The sequence below is a fragment of the uncultured Marivita sp. genome (genome assembly GCF_947488135.1).
Taxonomy (GTDB): Bacteria; Pseudomonadota; Alphaproteobacteria; order Rhodobacterales; family Rhodobacteraceae; genus Marivita.
In genome coordinates, this window is the sequence record NZ_CANKYW010000002.1 from 1 (window position 1) to 18,619 (window position 18,619).

The following is an 18,619-nucleotide window of genomic DNA, read 5'->3' on the forward strand; positions in this document are numbered from 1 at the left end:
GTTGATAAAGTCGGACATAAGGTCGGACTTACCATCGGATCGATCCCGAAATCAGACGGCCGCCGCCGGAGGCTTACGCTTGAGGACACCTCCAGTTGCTTTAACCTGCGCGCATGTTCGATCGCCTCCGACACAAAGGATTTGACGTCGAAACCCGCAACCATGCGGGCGCGATCCTGTCCGTGGATTTCCCAAAAATATCGGGCGAACTGGAAACGGCTCTGATGGAGCTTTCCATTCCGGCGGAAGAACTCATCGGTTCCGGCGGAGGTGAGGCGCTTTCAACGCAACGACTGCGCAAGCGGTTGTACGAAGCGGGGTGGCCTAAGCACAATTTCGATTTTCGACTGATTGTGGACGGACGCGAAACCGTGTCCAACAGCCACGAGATCGATCACGTGCGCAGCACCGATCTTGGCAAGGTCGCGCTCGAGATCGAGTGGAACAACAAAGACCCGTTCTTCGACCGGGACCTAGAGAATTTTCAGCGCTTGCATGCGCAATCGGCCATTTCCGTCGGCATCCTGATCACACGAGGGGCCAGCCTTCAGGACGACATGCGCGGGATCATTCAGCGATGCATCGAAAAACATGGGTTCCTCGATGAATCCGATATGGTCTCGGCCTTTGGCATGAAAGACCGGACGAAACGGCAACGCGATGCCGTCCAAAGGCTTATTGATCAGCAAACCCCGTTCGCCGAGGCGTTCGCCAAGCATTTCGTCAGCGACAAGTTCGGCGCTGCGACGACCCATTGGCAGAAATTGAAAGACAGGATCGACCGCGGCGTCGGGAATCCCTGCCCGCTTCTGCTCATAGGGCTGCCTGCGTCGATCATCAGCGAATAATCGCGGGTCGGCGTCGGTGATGCGTCAACGCATCACCGCGTTTCGATCAATCGAAACGCTTACTCTGCCGCGACGCCGGAATTGTGCTTATAGGTCTTCCAGGTCGGTTTGTAATCGTCGCTGGCCTGATTGCCCCAGACCGTCCATCCGTCACGAACACCGCGACCGAACAGTTCCAGATATGGTCCCCAGGAACAGCTTTCGATGATCTTGTACTGCTCGTCGGGCTTGCGGCTGTGCTCACGCTTGCGCGTCTTGAGCACGTCGCCATCGGGTTCTTCGGCTTCGATGTAGTTCACTTGGGACCGGCCCGGACCAAGCGTGCGGACATCCTTGCCACGGACACCGAACAGCAGAATCTCGGTCACGTTGCGAAAGTAGAAGCCGACGCCCCGCCCATCCGGTCCGCCATCCTTGCGCACTTTTTCCCAGATGATGTTCGACTTGTATTCAAAGCCCCAGGCGTTCAGCACCTGAAGCCCATCAGGCAAAAGTGCGTTTGGCACCCAGAGATAGCAATGCGCGCGATCTTCGAGATGCTCGGCGACAGGCAGGGCGCAGATTTCGTCCAGTTCCATTGTGGGATAGCGCGCCAGTCGTTTATGCTCTGGCGCCACCTTCCCGGTGCGGTTTTGAAACCGCCAAGGCGGGTCTGCCATGACGGTGGCAAAACGGTCGTCGCCCAGGAAATTGCGCAGATCGTCCGCTGCTGTCATGACTCACCTCTAGTTGTGGGTTCGTTCCTGTCTAAAACAATATTTGGTATCGGGCAAACAAAGAAGACAATCTGTCCACACCGTTCTTGCATGCGGATCCTTAACGCTTTCCAAAGACGCTGAATGTGTCGGTATTTGCCAGACAAAACGCAAAAAAGGCGGGAGAACCTCCCGCCTTTTCCTTGCTCAGTCAGACTGGGCCCTTAGTGAACCACGGCATCGTCCGGGCGCGGCCGGTTTGACGCGGCAACGCGATCACCGATGATAAGCCCATCCGCACCGGCCGTGACCGGCACGAGATCACCGTCCGCGATATCCCCGGCCAGCAACATCTCGGCCAGCGGATCCTGAAGCGCGCGCTGGATGACCCGCTTCAGCGGCCGTGCACCAAAGACCGGATCATAGCCTTCCTCCGCCAGCCACTTGCGTGCGGCATCGTCCAGTTGAAGGTCGATCTTGCGCGCTGCAAGCCGCTTGAGCAGGCGAGACATCTGGATGTCCACGATCCCATGCATATCCTCGCGCTTGAGGCGGTCGAAGATCACGGTTTCGTCCAGACGGTTCAGGAACTCGGGTCGGAAATGCGCCCGCACCGCGTCCATCACGTCCCGTTTGGCCTGGCTCGGGTCCGCGCCATCTGGAAGCTGGGACAGCGCCTGCGACCCGAGGTTCGAAGTCAACACGATCAGCGTCTGCTTGAAGTCCACGGTGCGGCCCTGACCATCGGTCAGCACGCCGTCGTCGAGCACCTGCAACAGCACGTTGAACACGTCAGGGTGCGCCTTTTCGACCTCATCGAACAGCACAACCTGATACGGACGCCGCCGCACAGCTTCGGTCAGCACACCGCCTTCATCGTAGCCGACATAGCCCGGAGGCGCACCGATCAGGCGGGATACGGCGTGTTTCTCCATGAACTCCGACATATCAATGCGGACCATCGCGTTGTCATCGTCGAACAGGAATTCCGCCACCGCCTTGGTCAACTCGGTTTTACCCACACCGGTCGGTCCGAGGAACAGGAAGCTGCCCAAAGGACGGTTCTCGTCGTTCAGACCAGCGCGCGCCCGGCGCACGGCGTTGGCAATGGCTTTGACCGCTTGATCCTGGCCAATGACCCGCTTGTGCAGCCCTTCTTCCATGCGCAAAAGCTTGTCGCGCTCGCCTTCCAGCATCTTGGATGTCGGGATACCCGTCCAACGCTCGACCACGGACGCGATCTGTTCGGGGCGTACGGCCTCTTCGACCATGACGCCGTCTTCTTCTTGCGCCTCGGCTTCGGACAATTGCTTTTCAAGCTGCGGAATCACGCCGTAGGACAGCTCACCAGCCTTTGCCAGATTGCCCTCGCGCTTGGCGATCTCCAATTCGGCACGGGCCTTGTCCAGCTGCTCTTTCAACTCGCGGGCCGAGGCCAGCCTGTCGCGTTCCGCCTGCCATTTGGCGGTCATTTCGGCCGATTGCTGTTGAAGCTCGGACAGATCCTTTTCCAGCTTTGCGAGCCGGTCCTTGGATGCCTGATCGTCTTCTAAACGCAGGGCTTCCGCTTCGATCTGCTTTTGCAGGATGTCACGATCGAGGTTGTCGAGCTCTTCCGGCTTGCTGTCCACTTCCATCCGCAGACGAGCGGCTGCCTCGTCCATCAGGTCTATGGCCTTATCGGGCAGGAACCGGTCCGTGATGTAGCGATGCGACAGCGTCGCCGCGGCGACCAGGGCAGAGTCCGAAATCCGCACGCCGTGGTGCAGTTCGTACTTTTCCTTGATGCCCCGCAAGATCGAAATCGTATCCTCGACCGTCGGTTCCTGCACCATCACGGGCTGGAAGCGTCGGGCCAGAGCCGCGTCTTTCTCAACGTGCTTGCGGTACTCATCAAGCGTGGTCGCACCCACGCAGTGCAATTCACCGCGCGCCAAGGCTGGTTTCAGAAGGTTTGATGCATCCATCGCGCCATCGGCTTTGCCGGCGCCGACAAGCGTGTGCATCTCGTCGATGAACAGAATGATCTCGCCCGTCGCTGCCGTGACTTCCGACAGAATGCCTTTGAGACGCTCCTCGAACTCACCACGATATTTCGCGCCAGCGATCAGAGCGCCCATGTCGAGCGCCAGTAACCGTTTGTTGCGCAGGGATTCAGGCACGTCGCCGTTCACGATGCGCAATGCCAAGCCTTCGGCAATGGCCGTCTTACCGACACCCGGCTCACCGATCAGAACAGGGTTGTTCTTGGTCCGACGGCTCAACACCTGCATCGCCCGACGAATTTCATCATCGCGGCCAATGATCGGGTCGATCTTGCCTTCGCGCGCGCGCTCCGTCAGGTCAAGCGTGTACTTTTTCAGCGCCTCGTACTGATCTTCGGCGCTTGCGCTGTCGGCGGTGCGACCCTTGCGGATGTCATTGATAGCGGAATTCAGCGCTTGAGCGTTCACGGCACCGGCTTCCAGCGCCTCTTTGGCGGGGCTTTTGACCATCGCCAAGGCCATGAGAATACGCTCCACCGGGACAAAGCTGTCACCGGCTTTCTTCGCGATCTTCTCCGCTTCGTCGAGGACCTTGCCCGTCACGGAATCAAGGTAAACCTGACCGGCATCCCCGGAAACCTTGGGAATTTTCCCCAACTTGCCATCCAAAGCCTGAACGACGCGCTGCGGCGATCCGCCAGCGCTCGAAATGAGATTGGAAGCCAATCCCTGTTCATCGTCCATCAATGCTTTGAGGATGTGTTCGGGTGCGAGCCGTTGGTGGCTTTCCCGCATCGCGATGGTCTGGGCCGCTTGAATGAAACCGCGCGACCGCTCCGTGAACTTCTCTAAGTTCATGGTATTCTCCTTCTGTTAAGCACCCCCTCATCCAGAAACGCCCGCCTGCGGCACGTCTCATCTTTGGGGCCTTCGTAAAGGAAATGGGGGCCGGCAAGCCCCCATTCAAGAGGTTGTGATCGCTTAGTCCTGCACCTCTTCCAGGATCGTTTCATTGTCCTCGTATTCCGGCCCGGACGGCGACGGCACTCCTGCACTGTCCGTGTCGGGATCGACCACTTCCTCCAACTCGGTCTCAGGCGCTTCGCCCGTGTCGAGAGGGCTGGTGTCGATCTGCTGGGACTCGGGCGCGACCGGACCGCCAGTCGGACGACCGATCAAAACAAGAATGGCAACGATGGCGACGAAGCCAAGCGGGATCAGAACATAAATCAATCGTTTCATTACGATCCCTCCGGTGCCTGCACTGTTCCGGTTTCATCGCTGACCGTGCCTTCTTCACGCGTGATCACATCCGACGGGGACAAAGTGCGGCTGCCTTCGTCCGCAACTGTGTTTTCATATCCCGGCTCATTGATGCCGGTCAGATCCGTCGCATCCGTGCTGCCTGTGATTACATCATCCGCGCTGCGTTCGACGGGGAATCCATCCTCCAGTACCGCAGCTTCTCCATCGGGATTGCTGCCTGCGCCGGTCGGGTTCTGCGAAAGATCATCCAGATAGGGGTTTGTCTGCGAAAAGGCCGTTGGTCCAATTTGCCAGATGGCGAGGCCAATCAGCGCGACAACAGCAACGATGATCGCGATCGGACGAAAGGCGGTCGAGGTTTTTTTCGGGTCTTGGTGCGTACTCATGAATATCTCCTTGTTCACGAGAAGAACGCCTGCCCCCGGGGGATGTTCCTTGACGCGAGGTCGCATCTGGCTAAGACGGGGCAACCGCTCAGGAAGGATTACCCGATGTCCGATGACCGTCTGATTGTTGCTCTGGATGTACCGAATGCGCTGGCCGGTCTGGAGCTGGCCGAGAAACTCGGTGATGCGGTGTCCTTCTACAAGATCGGCCTCGGAATGCTCACGGGTGGCGGGCTGGCGCTTGCGAACGAACTCAAGCAAGAACATGGGAAGCGCATTTTCCTCGACATGAAGCTCTTCGACATCGGTGCGACCGTCGAAGCGGCGGTGCGGGGCCTTGCGCAATTCGACCTCGATTTCCTGACCGTCCACGGTGATCCGCATGTGGTTCGTGCCGCCAAGGAGGGCGCGGCCGGGTCCGACCTCAAAATCCTCGCGGTGACGATCCTCACCTCTTTGGAGCGCAGCGATCTTGATGACAGCCTGATCCGCGACGGCGACATTCCCGATCTGGTTGCCGAACGTGCAAGCCGCGCCTTCGAGGCCGGGGCCGATGGCGTCATCTCGTCCCCGAACGAGGCGGCACTGATCCGGACCCTGCCTGAATCCGCGAACCGCCTGATCATTACGCCCGGAGTACGCCCTGCCGGTGCTGATCTTGGCGACCAGAAACGCGTCGCGACACCGGCACATGCCATCAAGAGCGGGGTCGATCATATCGTGGTCGGTCGCCCGGTCTGGAAATCCGACGACCCACGCGCCGCGGCGCAAGCGATCGTGGCGGAAATGCAATCGCCCCAGGCGCTGCGACCCAATCACTGATTCAAGTATCGGCGCACCATATCCGCGAAATGCGGGATCGCCTCTGGACGTGCGACGTAGGCTTCGGCGTGCATCAGCATCCAACCCTGCCCCTCGTCCCCGAAGACAATCCGCGTTTCCGCGTCTTCGGGAAGATGAGCCGCGAAGAACACGCCGCGTTTGAACTGCTTTCGCCAGATCAGATCCTCGACCGCCAAAACCAACCCAATCTCTTCACAAGCCTCACGCAGCACACACGCCTCGGCGGTTTCGGTTCCGTCCCTGCCACCACCCGGCAGATCAAGCCGACCGGGCCACGGAATATCCGGCCGGTCATCGCGGCGCAGCACGACGATGCGATCACCTATGAAAAGGCGATTGTATACTTGACAAACCCAAGGCAGATGCGTAGTTTAATCTCAACAAGTTAGAGGTTAATCCAATGTCCGTTCTGTCAAAAGCCTACATGCACGACGAAGCCGCAGCGTTTGCGCACGTTGAAAGCATTATCTGGGCCAACGGAACGGTTTGCCCGCACTGTGGTGTTGTGGATCGCGCCTACAAGCTGGAAGGCGTCCGCACCAAGCCGAGCAAGAAGAACCCGGAAGGCAAAGAGCGTCACGGCCTCTGGAAGTGCCGCGAGTGCCGCAAGCAGTTCACCGTGCGCAAGGGTACGATCTTCGAGGAAAGCCACATCGAAATGCACAAGTGGCTGCAAGCTATTCACCTGATGGTGTCCAGCAAGAAGGGCATTAGCAGCCATCAGCTTCACCGCGTTCTCGAAATCACCTACAAATCCGCGTGGTTCCTGACGCACCGCATTCGTGAGTGCATGCGTGACGGTGCGCTGGCCCCGTTTGGCGGCAATGGTGGCACTGTGGAAGTTGACGAAACCTTCATCGGCACAAAGCACAAGAAAAGCAAAACCGCTCGTGGCTTCGCCCACAAGAACGCCATGCTGACCCTTGTGGATCGTGATACCAAGCGCGCCAAGTCCATCGTTGTTGACGACATCAAGAAAGATACTCTGGTGCCGATCCTGCGCGAGAACATCGCCAAAGAAGCGGTGATCTACACCGACGAAGCCAAGCAATACACGAAGCTGGCTGACGATTTTGCAGGCCACGACTTCACCACGCACAGCAAGGGCGAGTATGTGAAGCGCGAGAAGCCGCAGGTCCACACGAACACCGTCGAAGGCTTCTACAGCATCTTTAAGCGCGGCATGAAGGGCGTGTACCAGCACTGTGGCAAACAGCACCTTCACCGCTATGCGGCAGAGTTCGACTTCCGTTACAACAATCGGACTGCGAACGGTGTGGATGATGCGGAGCGTGGTCAGATTGCGCTGCGCGGTGTGGTTGGAAAGCGGCTGACCTACGCTCAATAGATCGGCAATGATTCAATCATTTGCGACCGCGTCAGCAAACGCTTCACCGCAAGCAAGAAGTGACTACATTGATTTCTGTGGTGGCACAAATCCTTGCACGGGACGGTTCGCCGGTTGCGTCTATCACGAAAAGAGGGAGCGGCAGAGCCACTCCCTCCTCAATAGAATGCAAGTCAGAGTTCGATCCGAAACGCTTTCTTGCCGTACCATTTGGCCCAGATACGGCGACCATCTTTGGTCGTGATGTAGGGCCTGTAGACGACCTTTTTGTCGTCAGTCGAGTTGTCCATGGGAAATCCTTTCCTTTTGGACGTGAGCCACTCCCTCAGATTGCTTTCCACGGCTAACCTCTGAGGGGGTGGGTCTTCGCAGCAAAAGATCAGTACGACCTATCGCCCGAAGTTCGTAGCGGGGTAATCCCCGGCATCTCTGTGAATTTTTTCAAGCGATAGGCGCTGCCATCGTAGGTAACAACATCATCAGTCTTGAGGCGGGACAGCAGGCTAGATACAGACCCGCGCTCAAGATCAATTCCCTTATCCTTTGCTAGATCTACAGCGGTAGCCGCATTGAGGCCGCTTCTGCCAACCTCCTCCAGAAGGTCAAGAACTGTGGTTTTGACGCTACCCTTAACCGCTCGTGTCTGTTTAGGAGTAGGGGTTTCGTCTAGCATTTCGAGGAGCAAGGACTCCTGGGCTTGAAGTTTCTCAATTTCGCGTCTGATCCTCTCAAGCCGCGAACGAATATCGTTCATAGTTGGCGCTCTTGGCATAGCGACCTCCGTTTTGTGGTGACCCCGGTGGGACTCGAACCCACACACCTTGCACGGTTTCCGTTTTAAAGACGGTTGCGTCTACCATTCCGCCACGGGGCCTATGTTGTGCGAGACTATCCCGCTTGCGCAATATCCTGTGGTATCAGCAGGCTAAGAGTCAACGGCAATTTGCGTTAACAGGGCCAAATTTCTTTAAGCAACTGATATTTAACGAATTGCTATCTGCGTTAAAAACACAAGCAAACACTATTGCGGGAGTGGTATGAGCATATCCGAATCATTATTGTCTCCATATGAGCAAACAAAAATCCCAACTCGACAAGTTCAAAGAAGCCGCCCGACAGCTAGAGACGGACGACGACGAAGAGCGGTTTGAGGAGCGTCTCAAGAAGATCGTAAAGCAGAAGCCGGACGAAAAGGAGGCTGACGATTGAGGTATTGAGTTACCCCAAAATTTGGGGTATCATTTTACCTATGAAAGATTTTCGCATCAAAGTCGCCATGTGGTTCGCCTACCGAGTTTGCCGCGTTCCGGTGCAGGTTGAGCAACGCTTTATGTGGGGCCGAAACTCTTGAGGGTGTGGGCATAGGTGGTAAACACAATTGCTTTGTCCTTACGGTAGTCGAGAACGCCGTAAAGGGCTCTATGAACCGCTTCCGTGTCGTCGGTGTCTAAAAACAGGCATGATGTGCTTTTGTCTTCGACAATACCAAAGTCCGCCATCCTATCATGCAGCTTTCGGTAACGACTGCTGTAGTCGTCATCATATTTGATGTTGAAGGTAACGCCGATCATACTCGAATCTCCTTAAAGCTGAGTCCGAGCATGTCGCTACGTTACGGGTTTGTCAAATATACAATCGCATATGAAAAGGATGAGTTTGGCCCCGCCGAAGTCCTGCACGTTCTCGCTCTTTTGTCCGATCCTTGCCGGGTGTATCCTGCCGTCGCCCGAACGGATACCCAACCCATGCCTGCCCTCTGCCGCGATTGCCTGACCGAATTCGACACCGGTGCGCGTTGCCCTGCGTGCCGGTCGCCGCGCGTTCTGTCCCATCCCGAGCTTTACGATCTCAGCATCGCGCATATGGACTGCGACGCATTCTACGCGTCGGTCGAGAAGCGCGACAATCCCGATCTGGCCGACAAACCCGTCATCATCGGAGGCGGGAGACGCGGTGTGGTGTCCACCGCCTGCTACGTCGCCCGTATAAAGGGGGTGCGCTCGGCGATGCCGATGTTTCAGGCGCTCAAGCTTTGCCCGGACGCGATCATCGTGAAGCCGCGCATGGACGCCTATGTCGAAGCGTCCCGCGCCATCCGACAGTTGATGGAGGAACTGACCCCCTCCATCGAACCGCTGTCGCTCGACGAGGCATTCATAGACCTCACCGGAACGACCCGTTTGCACGGCCATCCCCCTGCCGTGATGCTCGCGCGGTTGGTCAAACGGATGCGCGACGAACTGCGGCTGACCGGTTCAATCGGTCTCAGCCACAACAAGTTTCTGGCGAAGATCGCCTCGGACCTCGACAAACCGCGCGGGTTCTCGGTCATCGGCAAGGCCGAAACCCAAGCTTTCCTGCGTCCCAAATCCGTGCGCATGATCTGGGGCGTCGGCACCGCAACGCAAGACGCTTTGGAGCGCGCGGGCATTCGGACGTTTGACGACCTGCTGCGCTGGGAGCTCGACGATCTCACTCATCGCTTCGGCAGCATGGGGCACCGGCTTTGGCATCTGGCGCGGGGCCAGGATCAACGGCGCGTGTCAGCCCACAGCCCGATGAAGTCCATCTCCAACGAAACGACGTTTCATGAGGATACGAACGACCCGGAATTGTTGGACGGCCATCTCTGGCGCATGTGTGAAAAAGTGTCCGATCGCGCCAAGGCCAAAGGTCTCGCGGGCCGTGTGGTGACGCTGAAGCTGAAAAAGTCGAATTTCACGTTGGTGACCAAACGGATGTCTCTCAGCGACCCGACACAAATCGCCGACCGCATCTATCGCACCGCCCGCGCCCTCTTCGATCAGGTTGGCGATCAGGGGCCTTACCGGCTGCTTGGTGCCGGGATCAGCGATCTCAGCACCGCCGAGGGGGCCGATGTGTCGGGAGATTTGCTGGATCCCCAAGGCATCAAACGCGCCCAAGCCGAACGCGCCACCGATGCGATCCGCGAAAAATTCGGGCCGGACGCGATTCTCAAGGGTCGCGCTTTGCGCTAGCGCCCCATCACATCATCCTCGGCATCGGACGCTGAAATACCCAGTGCCTCCAATCCCGCTTCCAGGTGATCGGCCAGATGCGGTGTTCCGAGAAGATAATCAGCCGTTGGCGTCGTCGCCTCGTTCATCGCGGTCTCGAACGCTTCGTTCCATTCATCCGCGTCGAACGCGCCACGTCCGATCCACATGACGGTGACAAGCTCCGCTTTTTCCTCGTCGTTCATGCGGTCGATAAAGCCCCGCATTTCGCCTTCGGCCCGGTTCAGTTCCCGCGCCATCACGATCACAGCGGCGACCTTGTTTGCACTGATATGTTCCATGACGATTCTCCCGTGTTGTTGGGTGAAACATGAGCCAAGAAGCCATCTTTGACTTTGATCTTACGCAAACAGCCGATAGTAGAGCCAATCCGGCATGAACTGGCTGCCGCGAAATACCCAGGAAAAAACCGTCGGGAAACTGCGCTTGAAGGCATCGGTGTTCATGTGCTCGAAAAACTCGCGCGCGGCAGCGTCGGGCTCCATGATGAACGGCATGTTGAAATCGTTTTTGTCGGTGAGCCGAGTCTTGACGAACCCCGGATTCACCAACTGGACGCGCACATTGGTTTTGTGAAGATCCGCGTAAAGCGACTCCGCCAGTGTCATGACGCCGGCCTTGGACGCGGTGTAGGCAGCGGCACCCGGCAAACCACGAAAACCAGAGAGCGATCCGGTCAGCACAATGTGCCCGGCGTCACGCTCGACGAATTTCGGAACAACGGCCCCCATCAGCCGCATCGCACCGGTAAAGTTGATATCCGCCATCGCATTCGCTTGGTCCGCATCCCACTTTTTGGCGCCGAAAGGCCAGTAAACACCGGCAAGCTGAACCACACCGTCGATCTCACCGACTTTGTCAGCCGCAGCCTGCACGGACTCTGCGTCCGAAACATCCACTGTAACCACATCCGCCTTACCCGGCAGTTCTTCGGCCAATTCTTTCAATTTGTCTTCGCTGCGGGCAGACAGGATCAGATGGACGCCCGCCGCGCTCATCTTGTGCGCCAAAGCTGCGCCAAGACCTTCGCTTGCGCCCACCAACCAATATTTTTTGCCTGCCCAATCGCTCACGCCGCTTCCTTTCTGCGCATCGTGGCCACAAGTTCGGCCACCTTGATTCCGTATTTGCGAAACTGGCTGCGGTTCACGATGGTTCCATTGGGCGCAAGATACATCCAATCCGTGGTGTCGAGCACGTGCCCTCCCTGATCGTCGGGCAACTTGTACTTGTACTTGAGCTGCACGGTCGGGCCACTTTGCACGCCCTCGCCCTCGCCCACCACATCCGAGGCGGTGGCACGAATGCGACCGTCATTGCCTACGGTCAATTTCCATTCCCGCAGCACTTCATCGCCGCTGTCATAGGTGAATTGCTCGGTCATCACCCCCTTGTTGCCGTCCCATTTCGCGTGGAAATCCCCGACAAATCGTGAGGTGACGCGCCCAGTTGGGCCGTAGATCACGCCCTCGCAAATGATCGGGCCGTTCAGATGCGCGCGCACATCAAATGGCTCGCCCGCCGCATCGGCGTAATCGGACGGGGTCTGGCCGTAAAATCCGAAATAGCGGGTTTTGATATATCCAAGGATGAGCATGAGGCTTGCTCCGAGAAATACGAGAAAGACAGTCTCCATGACGTCATTCCTTTCCAATCGGTGTCGCGAACAGAAGCCCGATCGCCACCAGTTTCAAAGCGCAGGGCACACCTGCGTAGAGCAAAGTCAAAGTCATGAGGGCAGTATCACTGTTGTCCGTCCCCGAGACGAACCCGCTGGCCTCGAGAATGGGAAGCAAAGCGATGGCCGCGAAGGCCAGCGTGAACTTGGACACGAACCCCCAAAGCGCAAACCCTTCGGACGCGTTCGGAGCTACCGTTTCCATGCGGCGCGCAAAGACTGCCGGCAAAAGTGTCAGATCCGCACCGACCGCCGCACCGGAGGCAAGGCAGATGATCGCAAACCAAATCGTGTCACCACTTCCCAGCAGCATGGCGAAGCTGAACGCGATGATGGCCAACACCATCGCCGCCAGCAGCGCGGCTTTCGCCCCGATCCGCTCTGCTAATGCTCCCCAAAGCGGCGCGGCGGCGGCGGCGGACACGAAGAACAAAAGCAGTAACGGGCCTTCCCATCCGGGCGCGTCAAGGCGGCTTTCCACGAAGAACAGGAACAGCGTCGAACTGACTGCGACCGGCGCGGCATTGACCAGCGCGATCAACAAAAGCCGCCGCGAGATCTGGTCCTTCAGGACAACCCCGAACCCGGCAGAGGGCGCGGCAGTCGCGCCACGCCATTCGTTGTGCATCGCGATCCCGGCAATCAGGCAGGCCAGCGCAAACACCCCTGCGTAAGCTACGAATTCCGGCCACGCGATGGCGAGGAAAACCGATGGCATCACCGACGCCACGCACACACCCAGCAATGCGCCCGTTTCACGCCAACGGGCGACGCGAAGGTATCCGGTGTCGCCCCCGAGCGTCTGCGCCTTCTGCACACCGCGGGCGTAGAAATTTATGGTCAGAAAGCTGAAGGCCGAAAAGACCAGCGTCAGCATCACCGCGAACCATAGGATCGGGTTGGTCGGCGGTTCGACGGCGAAAAGCCCCAGCATCGCCGCGCCCATGATGGCCAGCGTCACCCCGACGGCAAGGCCCTGCACGTTCCGCAGCGCAACGGCGAGCTTGCCCAACAGCGGGTCCTGCACAACGTCAAGCAGCCGCAACGCGAACAGAACCGACCCCAGCGCGGCAAGGCTGACACCGTATTCGTCGACGTAGAATTTCGGCGCATGAATATAAATCGGCAAGCCTGCGGCCGCGAGGACCGCCGCGAAAATGGCGTATCCACCAAGATTTTGCCGATCTGACACCATTACTGGCTGACTTCTTCCATCGGAGGCTCCGGCCGTGTCCGGTAGCGCGACCCCTTCCACCACAGCTTGAGCGCCTGCCAATGGATCAACGCCAATACCCGCCGCGACCCGAAGGGTCGGCGCAGCAGCGACCGCAGGATGGATCCGTTGCTGATCGACCGGCGGGGCCCGGTCAGCGTGGCAATCAACCCACCAGCCGCTTGCGAATAGTCGATCCAAATCCCGATCTTGTCGGGCCGGATGTCAAAGCGGAACTCGTATCCACCTTCTACGGGTTGGAAAGGCGACACGTAGAATATCTTGGTCGCCTGCAACCTGTCCGACGCGTCGATTGGCGCATTGTCAGGCTTGCGGCAGAGATAGGAATGACGGTCACCGAAGGTATTTGTCACCTCGGCGATCACCGCCACTAGCCGCTCTTTTTCATCATGCGCCAGCCAAAAGGACACGGGGTTGAACACGTGGCCCAAGAACCGCGGTTGCGCCAGAAGCATGAGCTTTCCGCGCGCCCTGACTTGGTGCGCATCCAGCACTTCGCGGGCCCATGCGGCACCTCGGCCGTCGCCAGGCGATCCACCGTGATCGCTGTCCTGAAGGCTCGCCACGTTGCCCGAATTCCGCGAGAACAACCACGGCGTCTCGGGCTCGGCTTCGGCATCGAGCATCACGTAGTCGATGGAATACCGGAACGCGTTTTCCGTGCTTCCCTTCCGGCCGTGATAGGTGTGGCCAACGATATGATCGACACTGCTCATTCCGCTGCCACCGCAACGGCGTTGCGCGCACGAATCGCGTCGACGACATCCACCGCGCTGCCAAGGCCGTCTTCGTGAAAGCCGTTCTTCATCCACGCGCCGCAGAACCATGTCCGATGCGTGCCGTTCATCTCGCGCACCGCCTCCTGTCCAGCCAATGCCTCAAGGTCGTAGACCGGGTGGCGCAGCGTGCATTCATCGTAGATCAAGTCGTCGCGGATCGGACGCGTCGTGTTCAGCGTCACGAAATGCGGATCGCTTTCCGGGATCGGCTGAAGACTGTTCATCCAATAGGTGAGGTCGATGGTGTTCATCTCTTTCGCCGCGCTCTCGGTGTAGTTCCACGACGACCAGCAGATGCGTTTCTTGGGCATCACGCTTTCATCGGCGTGAAGCACAACGCGGTTCGGCTGGTACTTGATCGCCCCAAGAGCACGCTTTTCGAGCGGCGTTGCGTCGGACAGAAGCCGCAGGCTGTCGTCTGAATGGGTTGCGAACACAACCTCGTCGAACTGCTCCCACTCGCTGCCTTGGGCCTTTACTTCAGCGCCCATAACGTTACGCCGAACGCCATCAATAGGTGCGCCAAGGCGCAGGGTGACACCGCGCTGCTTCATCGACGCCTCGAGACGGCGCACATATTCAATCGACCCACCCTGAACCGTATACCACTGATGCTGCCCCGAAACGGACAAGAGCGCGTGGTTCTCCATGAATTGCACCAGAGCATGCGCCGGGAAATCCATCACCTTCTCAGTGGGCGTCGACCAGATCGCGCCGGTCAGCGGCAGGAGATACTTGTCCCGAAACCAAGGTCCTGTTCCCAATTGTTCTAGAAACGCCCCAAGGCTCAACGACCGGTCCCGCGTCGCATCCAGAGCGTGCTTGTTGAACTTGACGATATCCGCGAGCATGCGCAGGAACCTTGGGTTCACCATGTTCTTCTTCTGCGCGAACACAGAGGCCATCGTGGCCAGCGCATATTCGATCCGCCCACCGTCAAGGCTCGCGGCAAAGCTCATGTTGCTCTTGGTCACCGGGACATCCAGCGATGCGAAAAGCCGCGCCAGATGCGGGTAATTGGCGTAATTGAAAACGATAAAGCCCGTGTCCACCGGTTGATCGCCATTCTTGCCGGCCATGACGGTGCGGGCGTGCCCGCCAAGCCGTGGCTCTGCTTCATACAGAGTGACATGATGATCTTCGGACAGCATATGCGCTGCCCCCATCCCGGATATTCCTGCGCCAATCACGGCAATCTTCTTTGGGGCGCTGGCGCGGGCTTCGAACGGCATAGATGTCTCGCTTTGTGATGTGTCTAGTTTTGTTTACGTCCTTAGGGGCCGAGCGGATGAAAAGAAAAAGAAAAATATCTTTGATCCATTCCTGTACCCGGCCCGTAATCACAACATGTTTACGAGCACAGTGCTTTCCCCAGAGTGCGACCCCTCGCCCGTTGCCAACGGGGCGAAAATGGGTGACCCCTGTCCGGAAGCCGTGATCGGAACAAAGACTTTGAACGACGGAACGCCAGACAGCGTCGCACCTTGGGTGACCGAACTTCTCGCAGTGCGCGATCAGCGCGACGAGGAAGCTTTCATTCGGGTGTTCGAACACTTCGCGCCGCGCGTGAAGGCGTTTCTCATGCGGACGGGTATGGATGCCGCGCTCGCCGAGGAATGCGCGCAGGAAGTGCTCGTTACCGTATGGAACAAGGCGCATCTTTACGATGCCACACGGGCAAGCCCATCGACTTGGGTGTTCACCATCGCCCGCAACAAGAAGATTGACGTCCTGCGCAAGCAACGGCGTCCGGAACCGGAAGACCTCCCCTGGGGCCCCGAAGCGGAACCAGATCAGGCGGATATTCTGGGTCTGCAACAGGAGAGCGAACAATTGGGTCGTGCATTGCGCGATCTGCCCGCGAAACAAAGGGAGTTGATCGAAAAGGCGTATTTTGGCGAACTGTCTCACAGCGAAATAGCTGAGCAGACCGGCCTACCGCTGGGCACGATCAAATCCCGCATAAGACTGGCGCTTGACCGCTTGCGCCACTCGATGAAGTGATACTGACATGACCGTGAAACATCATCTGACAGACGACCTCCTGATGGCCTACTCGGCAGGTGACCTGCCCGAAGCCGTCAACCTGATCGTCGCCACGCATATTTCGCTCTGCGACGAATGTCGGGCCGCTGCTGGCAGCTACGATGCCGTCGGTGGAGCGGTTCTCGACACATGCGACAGTGTCGAGATGTCGAAAAGCAGCCTGACTTCGGTTCTCGACATGATCCACGCGCAGGACACCAAGACAGCCGAAGAACGTATCGCTGCACCGGTCAAGGACGATGTCTTTCCCGCACCGCTTGCCGATTACGTCGGCGGCGGGTTGGATCAGGTGCGCTGGCGCTCGGCCGGTATGGGCGTGAAGCAGGCGATCCTGCCGACATCCAAGGACGCGACCGCGCGCCTTCTCTACATTCCGGCAGGCACCGCGATCCCCGACCACGGCCACCACGGGCTTGAACTGACGCTCGTGCTCAAAGGCGCGTTTCAGGACGAAGGCGGCTACTTCGGGCGCGGAGACATCGAGGTGGCGAGCGAAGACTTGCATCACACGCCGGTCGCCGACATTTCCGAGGATTGCATCTGTCTGGCCGTGACCGATGCACCGCTGAAGTTCAAGGGCCTAGTGCCGCGTATCGCGCAGCCGTTCCTCGGGATATAAGTACCGACATCTACAACGAAAAAAGAGGGCCGCTTGGCCCCCTTTTCTTTGCGTGGCTTATGCCTTTTTCTTCTTCGGGGGCATCAGGTCGGTGATCGTGCCCTCGAACATCTCGGCGGCAAAGTTCACCGTTTCCGACAGCGTCGGGTGCGGGTGGATCGTGTGACCCAGATCGACCGCATCCGCGCCCATCTCGATGGCCAACGCGACTTCCGAGATCAGATCGCCGGCGTTTGTGCCGACGATGCACGCACCGATCACCCGGTCGTCTTCCGGATCGAAAAGCAGCTTGGTGATACCCTCATTCCGCCCGTTCGACAGGGACCGGCCCGAGGCCGCCCAAGGGAACACGCCCTTTTCGTACTTGATGCCTTTGGCCTTCGCCTCGGTCTCGGTCACGCCGCACCATGCCACTTCGGGATCGGTGTAGGCGACTGACGGGATCAGAGACGCATCGAAGAAGCGCTTGTGCCCGGCACAGACCTCTGCCGCGACCTTGCCTTCGTGAACCGCCTTGTGCGCCAGCATTGGCTGGCCCACCACGTCACCGATGGCGAAGATATGGCTGACGCCGGTACGCTGCTGGTTGTCCACGGCAATAAAACCGCGCTCGTCTACCGCGACACCGGCCTTTTCGGCGTCGATCAGCTTGCCATTCGGCTTGCGGCCCACGGCAACCAGAACCTTGTCGAATATGTCGTCAAAGGTCTCGCCCTTATCGTTCTCGAACGTGACCTTCAGGCCCTTCTTCTGCGCCTCGACATTCGTGACCTTGGTCTTAAGCCAGATGTTCTCGTACCGGCCCTCAATCCGCTTGTGCAGCGGCTTGACGATGTCCTTGTCGGCGCCCGGCATCAGCTGGTCCATGAACTCCACGACCGAGATCTTGGACCCAAGCGCATCATACACGCAGGCCATTTCAAGACCGATGATACCACCACCAAGGATCAGCATCCGCTTCGGAATGTCCTTCAGCTCAAGCGCCCCGGTGCTGTCGATCACCCGTTCATCATCATGCGGGATGAAGGGCAGGTTCACCGGCTCCGACCCGGCGGCGATGATGCATTGGTCAAAGCTGACATTGGTCTTGCCGTCGTCACCAACGACCTCGATCATGTTCGGGCCAGTGAAGGTACCGTAGCCTTGCACAACCTGGACCTTGCGCCCTTTGGCCAGACCGCTCAGACCGCCAGTCAACTGACCAACCACGCTGTTCTTGAAGTCGCGCAGTTCATCCAGATCAATCTTCGGTTTGCCGAAGCTGATCCCGTGGCTGCCCATCTCCTCGGCCTCGGTGATCACCTTGGCCACGTGCAGCAGCGCTTTCGACGGGATACACCCGACGTTGAGACAAACGCCGCCAAGCGATGGGTACTTCTCGATCAGGACAACCTTCTTGCCCAGATCGGCTGCCCGGAAAGCTGCCGTGTAACCGCCGGGGCCGGAGCCCAGGACGACCACTTCGGCGTGCACATCGCCCTTGCCAGACGCACTGCCTGTCGCCTGAACGGATTGCGGTGCCTCGGTCTGCGGCGTCGATCCACGGCCACCATAGCCGCCTTTGACCTCGCCCCCCTGTCCGGTTGCGTCCTTTGCCGTCTCTTCCTTGGCGTCCGCGCCTTCGAACACCATGATCACGTCGCCTTCGGAGACCTTGTCGCCCTCCTTGACCTTGATCTCGGTGATCTTGCCAGCGGCAGGCGACGGTACCTCCATCGTCGCCTTGTCAGACTCCAACTCGATCAGCGGATCTTCTTCGCTGACCGTGTCGCCGACACTGACCAGAACGGTGACAACGGGCACGTCTTTGAAATCCCCGATATCGGGTACCTTGATATCCATCAGATCGCTCCC

Annotated in this window: 21 protein-coding genes; 7 read left to right on the forward strand and 14 right to left on the reverse strand. The window is 58.6% G+C overall.

Features of this window, described 5'->3' with window-relative positions; translation table 11 throughout:
• The first annotated feature begins 113 nt into the window (after positions 1 to 113).
• Complete coding sequence (locus Q1B16_RS07165) at positions 114 to 848, forward strand: BglII/BstYI family type II restriction endonuclease (protein ID WP_299786063.1); 735 nt, start codon at positions 114 to 116, stop codon at positions 846 to 848.
• A gap of 59 nt (positions 849 to 907) precedes the next feature.
• On the opposite strand, the gene Q1B16_RS07170 is transcribed toward Q1B16_RS07165, so the two are convergent.
• The 4 genes from Q1B16_RS07170 to Q1B16_RS07185 form a co-directional block, all read right to left on the reverse strand.
• Complete coding sequence (locus tag Q1B16_RS07170) at positions 908 to 1,564, reverse strand: MT-A70 family methyltransferase (RefSeq protein WP_299786064.1); 657 nt, start codon at positions 1,562 to 1,564, stop codon at positions 908 to 910.
• 203 nt (positions 1,565 to 1,767) lie between these two features.
• Positions 1,768 to 4,386: an ATP-dependent chaperone ClpB gene (clpB, locus tag Q1B16_RS07175; RefSeq protein WP_299786066.1), complete on the reverse strand. Its 2,619-nt coding sequence runs from the start codon at positions 4,384 to 4,386 to the stop codon at positions 1,768 to 1,770.
• A 123-nt stretch (positions 4,387 to 4,509) separates the two neighbouring features.
• Positions 4,510 to 4,770 carry a hypothetical protein gene (locus Q1B16_RS07180; RefSeq protein ID WP_299786068.1) on the reverse strand — a complete coding sequence of 87 codons (261 nt, stop codon included), beginning with the start codon at positions 4,768 to 4,770 and terminating at the stop codon, positions 4,510 to 4,512.
• Entirely contained in the window at positions 4,770 to 5,180 is a 411-nt protein-coding gene (locus Q1B16_RS07185; RefSeq protein ID WP_299786070.1) for a hypothetical protein, read from the reverse strand. Before Q1B16_RS07185 ends, Q1B16_RS07180 begins: the two co-directional genes overlap by 1 nt.
• Before the next feature lie 105 nt (positions 5,181 to 5,285).
• Between Q1B16_RS07185 and pyrF the strand changes: the two genes are divergently transcribed.
• On the forward strand, positions 5,286 to 6,002 hold the full coding sequence (gene pyrF, locus Q1B16_RS07190) for an orotidine-5'-phosphate decarboxylase (protein WP_299786072.1): 717 nt from the start codon (positions 5,286 to 5,288) through the stop codon (positions 6,000 to 6,002).
• Here the strand turns inward: pyrF and Q1B16_RS07195 are convergent.
• Complete coding sequence (locus Q1B16_RS07195) at positions 5,996 to 6,331, reverse strand: NUDIX domain-containing protein (RefSeq protein ID WP_299786074.1); 336 nt, start codon at positions 6,329 to 6,331, stop codon at positions 5,996 to 5,998. The two genes, pyrF and Q1B16_RS07195, sit on opposite strands and share 7 nt — an antisense overlap.
• A gap of 92 nt (positions 6,332 to 6,423) precedes the next feature.
• On the opposite strand from Q1B16_RS07195, the gene Q1B16_RS07200 reads away from it, so the two are divergent.
• Complete coding sequence (locus Q1B16_RS07200; protein WP_299786076.1) at positions 6,424 to 7,371, forward strand: IS1595 family transposase; 948 nt, start codon at positions 6,424 to 6,426, stop codon at positions 7,369 to 7,371.
• Positions 7,372 to 7,750: 379 nt separating this feature from the next.
• Here the strand turns inward: Q1B16_RS07200 and Q1B16_RS07205 are convergent, their stop codons facing one another.
• On the reverse strand, positions 7,751 to 8,125 hold the full coding sequence (locus tag Q1B16_RS07205) for a hypothetical protein (RefSeq protein WP_299786078.1): 375 nt from the start codon (positions 8,123 to 8,125) through the stop codon (positions 7,751 to 7,753).
• A 314-nt stretch (positions 8,126 to 8,439) separates the two neighbouring features.
• Between Q1B16_RS07205 and Q1B16_RS07210 the strand changes: the two genes are divergently transcribed.
• Positions 8,440 to 8,580 (forward strand): hypothetical protein, encoded by a 141-nt coding sequence (locus tag Q1B16_RS07210; protein WP_299786080.1) that lies wholly within the window; start codon positions 8,440 to 8,442, stop codon positions 8,578 to 8,580.
• Between the two features lie 119 nt (positions 8,581 to 8,699).
• Here Q1B16_RS07210 and Q1B16_RS07215 read toward each other — a convergent pair whose 3' ends face one another.
• The gene (locus tag Q1B16_RS07215; RefSeq protein ID WP_299786082.1) at positions 8,700 to 8,942 is read right to left on the reverse strand and encodes a hypothetical protein; all 243 of its coding nucleotides are present in this window, start codon (positions 8,940 to 8,942) and stop codon (positions 8,700 to 8,702) included.
• Between the two features lie 174 nt (positions 8,943 to 9,116).
• Between Q1B16_RS07215 and Q1B16_RS07220 the strand changes: the two genes are divergently transcribed.
• Positions 9,117 to 10,370: a DNA polymerase IV gene (locus Q1B16_RS07220; RefSeq protein ID WP_299786084.1), complete on the forward strand. Its 1,254-nt coding sequence runs from the start codon at positions 9,117 to 9,119 to the stop codon at positions 10,368 to 10,370.
• Here Q1B16_RS07220 and Q1B16_RS07225 read toward each other — a convergent pair.
• Genes Q1B16_RS07225 through Q1B16_RS07250 form a run of 6 tightly spaced genes read right to left on the reverse strand, consistent with a single transcriptional unit; the run spans position 10,367 to position 15,332 of the window.
• Positions 10,367 to 10,690: a DUF3775 domain-containing protein gene (locus Q1B16_RS07225; RefSeq protein WP_299786086.1), complete on the reverse strand. Its 324-nt coding sequence runs from the start codon at positions 10,688 to 10,690 to the stop codon at positions 10,367 to 10,369. The two genes, Q1B16_RS07220 and Q1B16_RS07225, sit on opposite strands and share 4 nt — an antisense overlap.
• Before the next feature lie 60 nt (positions 10,691 to 10,750).
• Positions 10,751 to 11,482, reverse strand: coding sequence for an SDR family NAD(P)-dependent oxidoreductase (locus tag Q1B16_RS07230; RefSeq protein WP_299786088.1), 732 nt, complete (start codon positions 11,480 to 11,482; stop codon positions 10,751 to 10,753).
• Positions 11,479 to 12,045, reverse strand: coding sequence for a DUF3833 family protein (locus Q1B16_RS07235; RefSeq protein WP_299786090.1), 567 nt, complete (start codon positions 12,043 to 12,045; stop codon positions 11,479 to 11,481). The genes Q1B16_RS07230 and Q1B16_RS07235 overlap by 4 nt, the downstream gene beginning before the upstream one ends.
• Positions 12,046 to 12,049: 4 nt before the next feature.
• Complete coding sequence (locus Q1B16_RS07240) at positions 12,050 to 13,282, reverse strand: MFS transporter (RefSeq protein WP_299786092.1); 1,233 nt, start codon at positions 13,280 to 13,282, stop codon at positions 12,050 to 12,052.
• Positions 13,282 to 14,037 carry a DUF1365 domain-containing protein gene (locus tag Q1B16_RS07245; RefSeq protein WP_299786094.1) on the reverse strand — a complete coding sequence of 252 codons (756 nt, stop codon included), beginning with the start codon at positions 14,035 to 14,037 and terminating at the stop codon, positions 13,282 to 13,284. Before Q1B16_RS07245 ends, Q1B16_RS07240 begins: the two co-directional genes overlap by 1 nt.
• Positions 14,034 to 15,332 (reverse strand): FAD-dependent oxidoreductase, encoded by a 1,299-nt coding sequence (locus Q1B16_RS07250; RefSeq protein ID WP_299786096.1) that lies wholly within the window; start codon positions 15,330 to 15,332, stop codon positions 14,034 to 14,036. The genes Q1B16_RS07245 and Q1B16_RS07250 overlap by 4 nt, the downstream gene beginning before the upstream one ends.
• 178 nt (positions 15,333 to 15,510) lie before the next feature.
• On the opposite strand from Q1B16_RS07250, the gene Q1B16_RS07255 reads away from it, so the two are divergent.
• Both Q1B16_RS07255 and Q1B16_RS07260 read left to right on the forward strand, forming a co-directional pair.
• Positions 15,511 to 16,104, forward strand: coding sequence for a sigma-70 family RNA polymerase sigma factor (locus Q1B16_RS07255; protein WP_299786098.1), 594 nt, complete (start codon positions 15,511 to 15,513; stop codon positions 16,102 to 16,104).
• Between the two features lie 7 nt (positions 16,105 to 16,111).
• On the forward strand, positions 16,112 to 16,765 hold the full coding sequence (locus Q1B16_RS07260; protein ID WP_299786100.1) for a ChrR family anti-sigma-E factor: 654 nt from the start codon (positions 16,112 to 16,114) through the stop codon (positions 16,763 to 16,765).
• A gap of 57 nt (positions 16,766 to 16,822) precedes the next feature.
• Here the strand turns inward: Q1B16_RS07260 and lpdA are convergent, their stop codons facing one another.
• Entirely contained in the window at positions 16,823 to 18,607 is a 1,785-nt protein-coding gene (gene lpdA, locus Q1B16_RS07265) for a dihydrolipoyl dehydrogenase (protein ID WP_299786102.1), read from the reverse strand.
• Between the last annotated feature and the right edge of the window lie 12 nt (positions 18,608 to 18,619).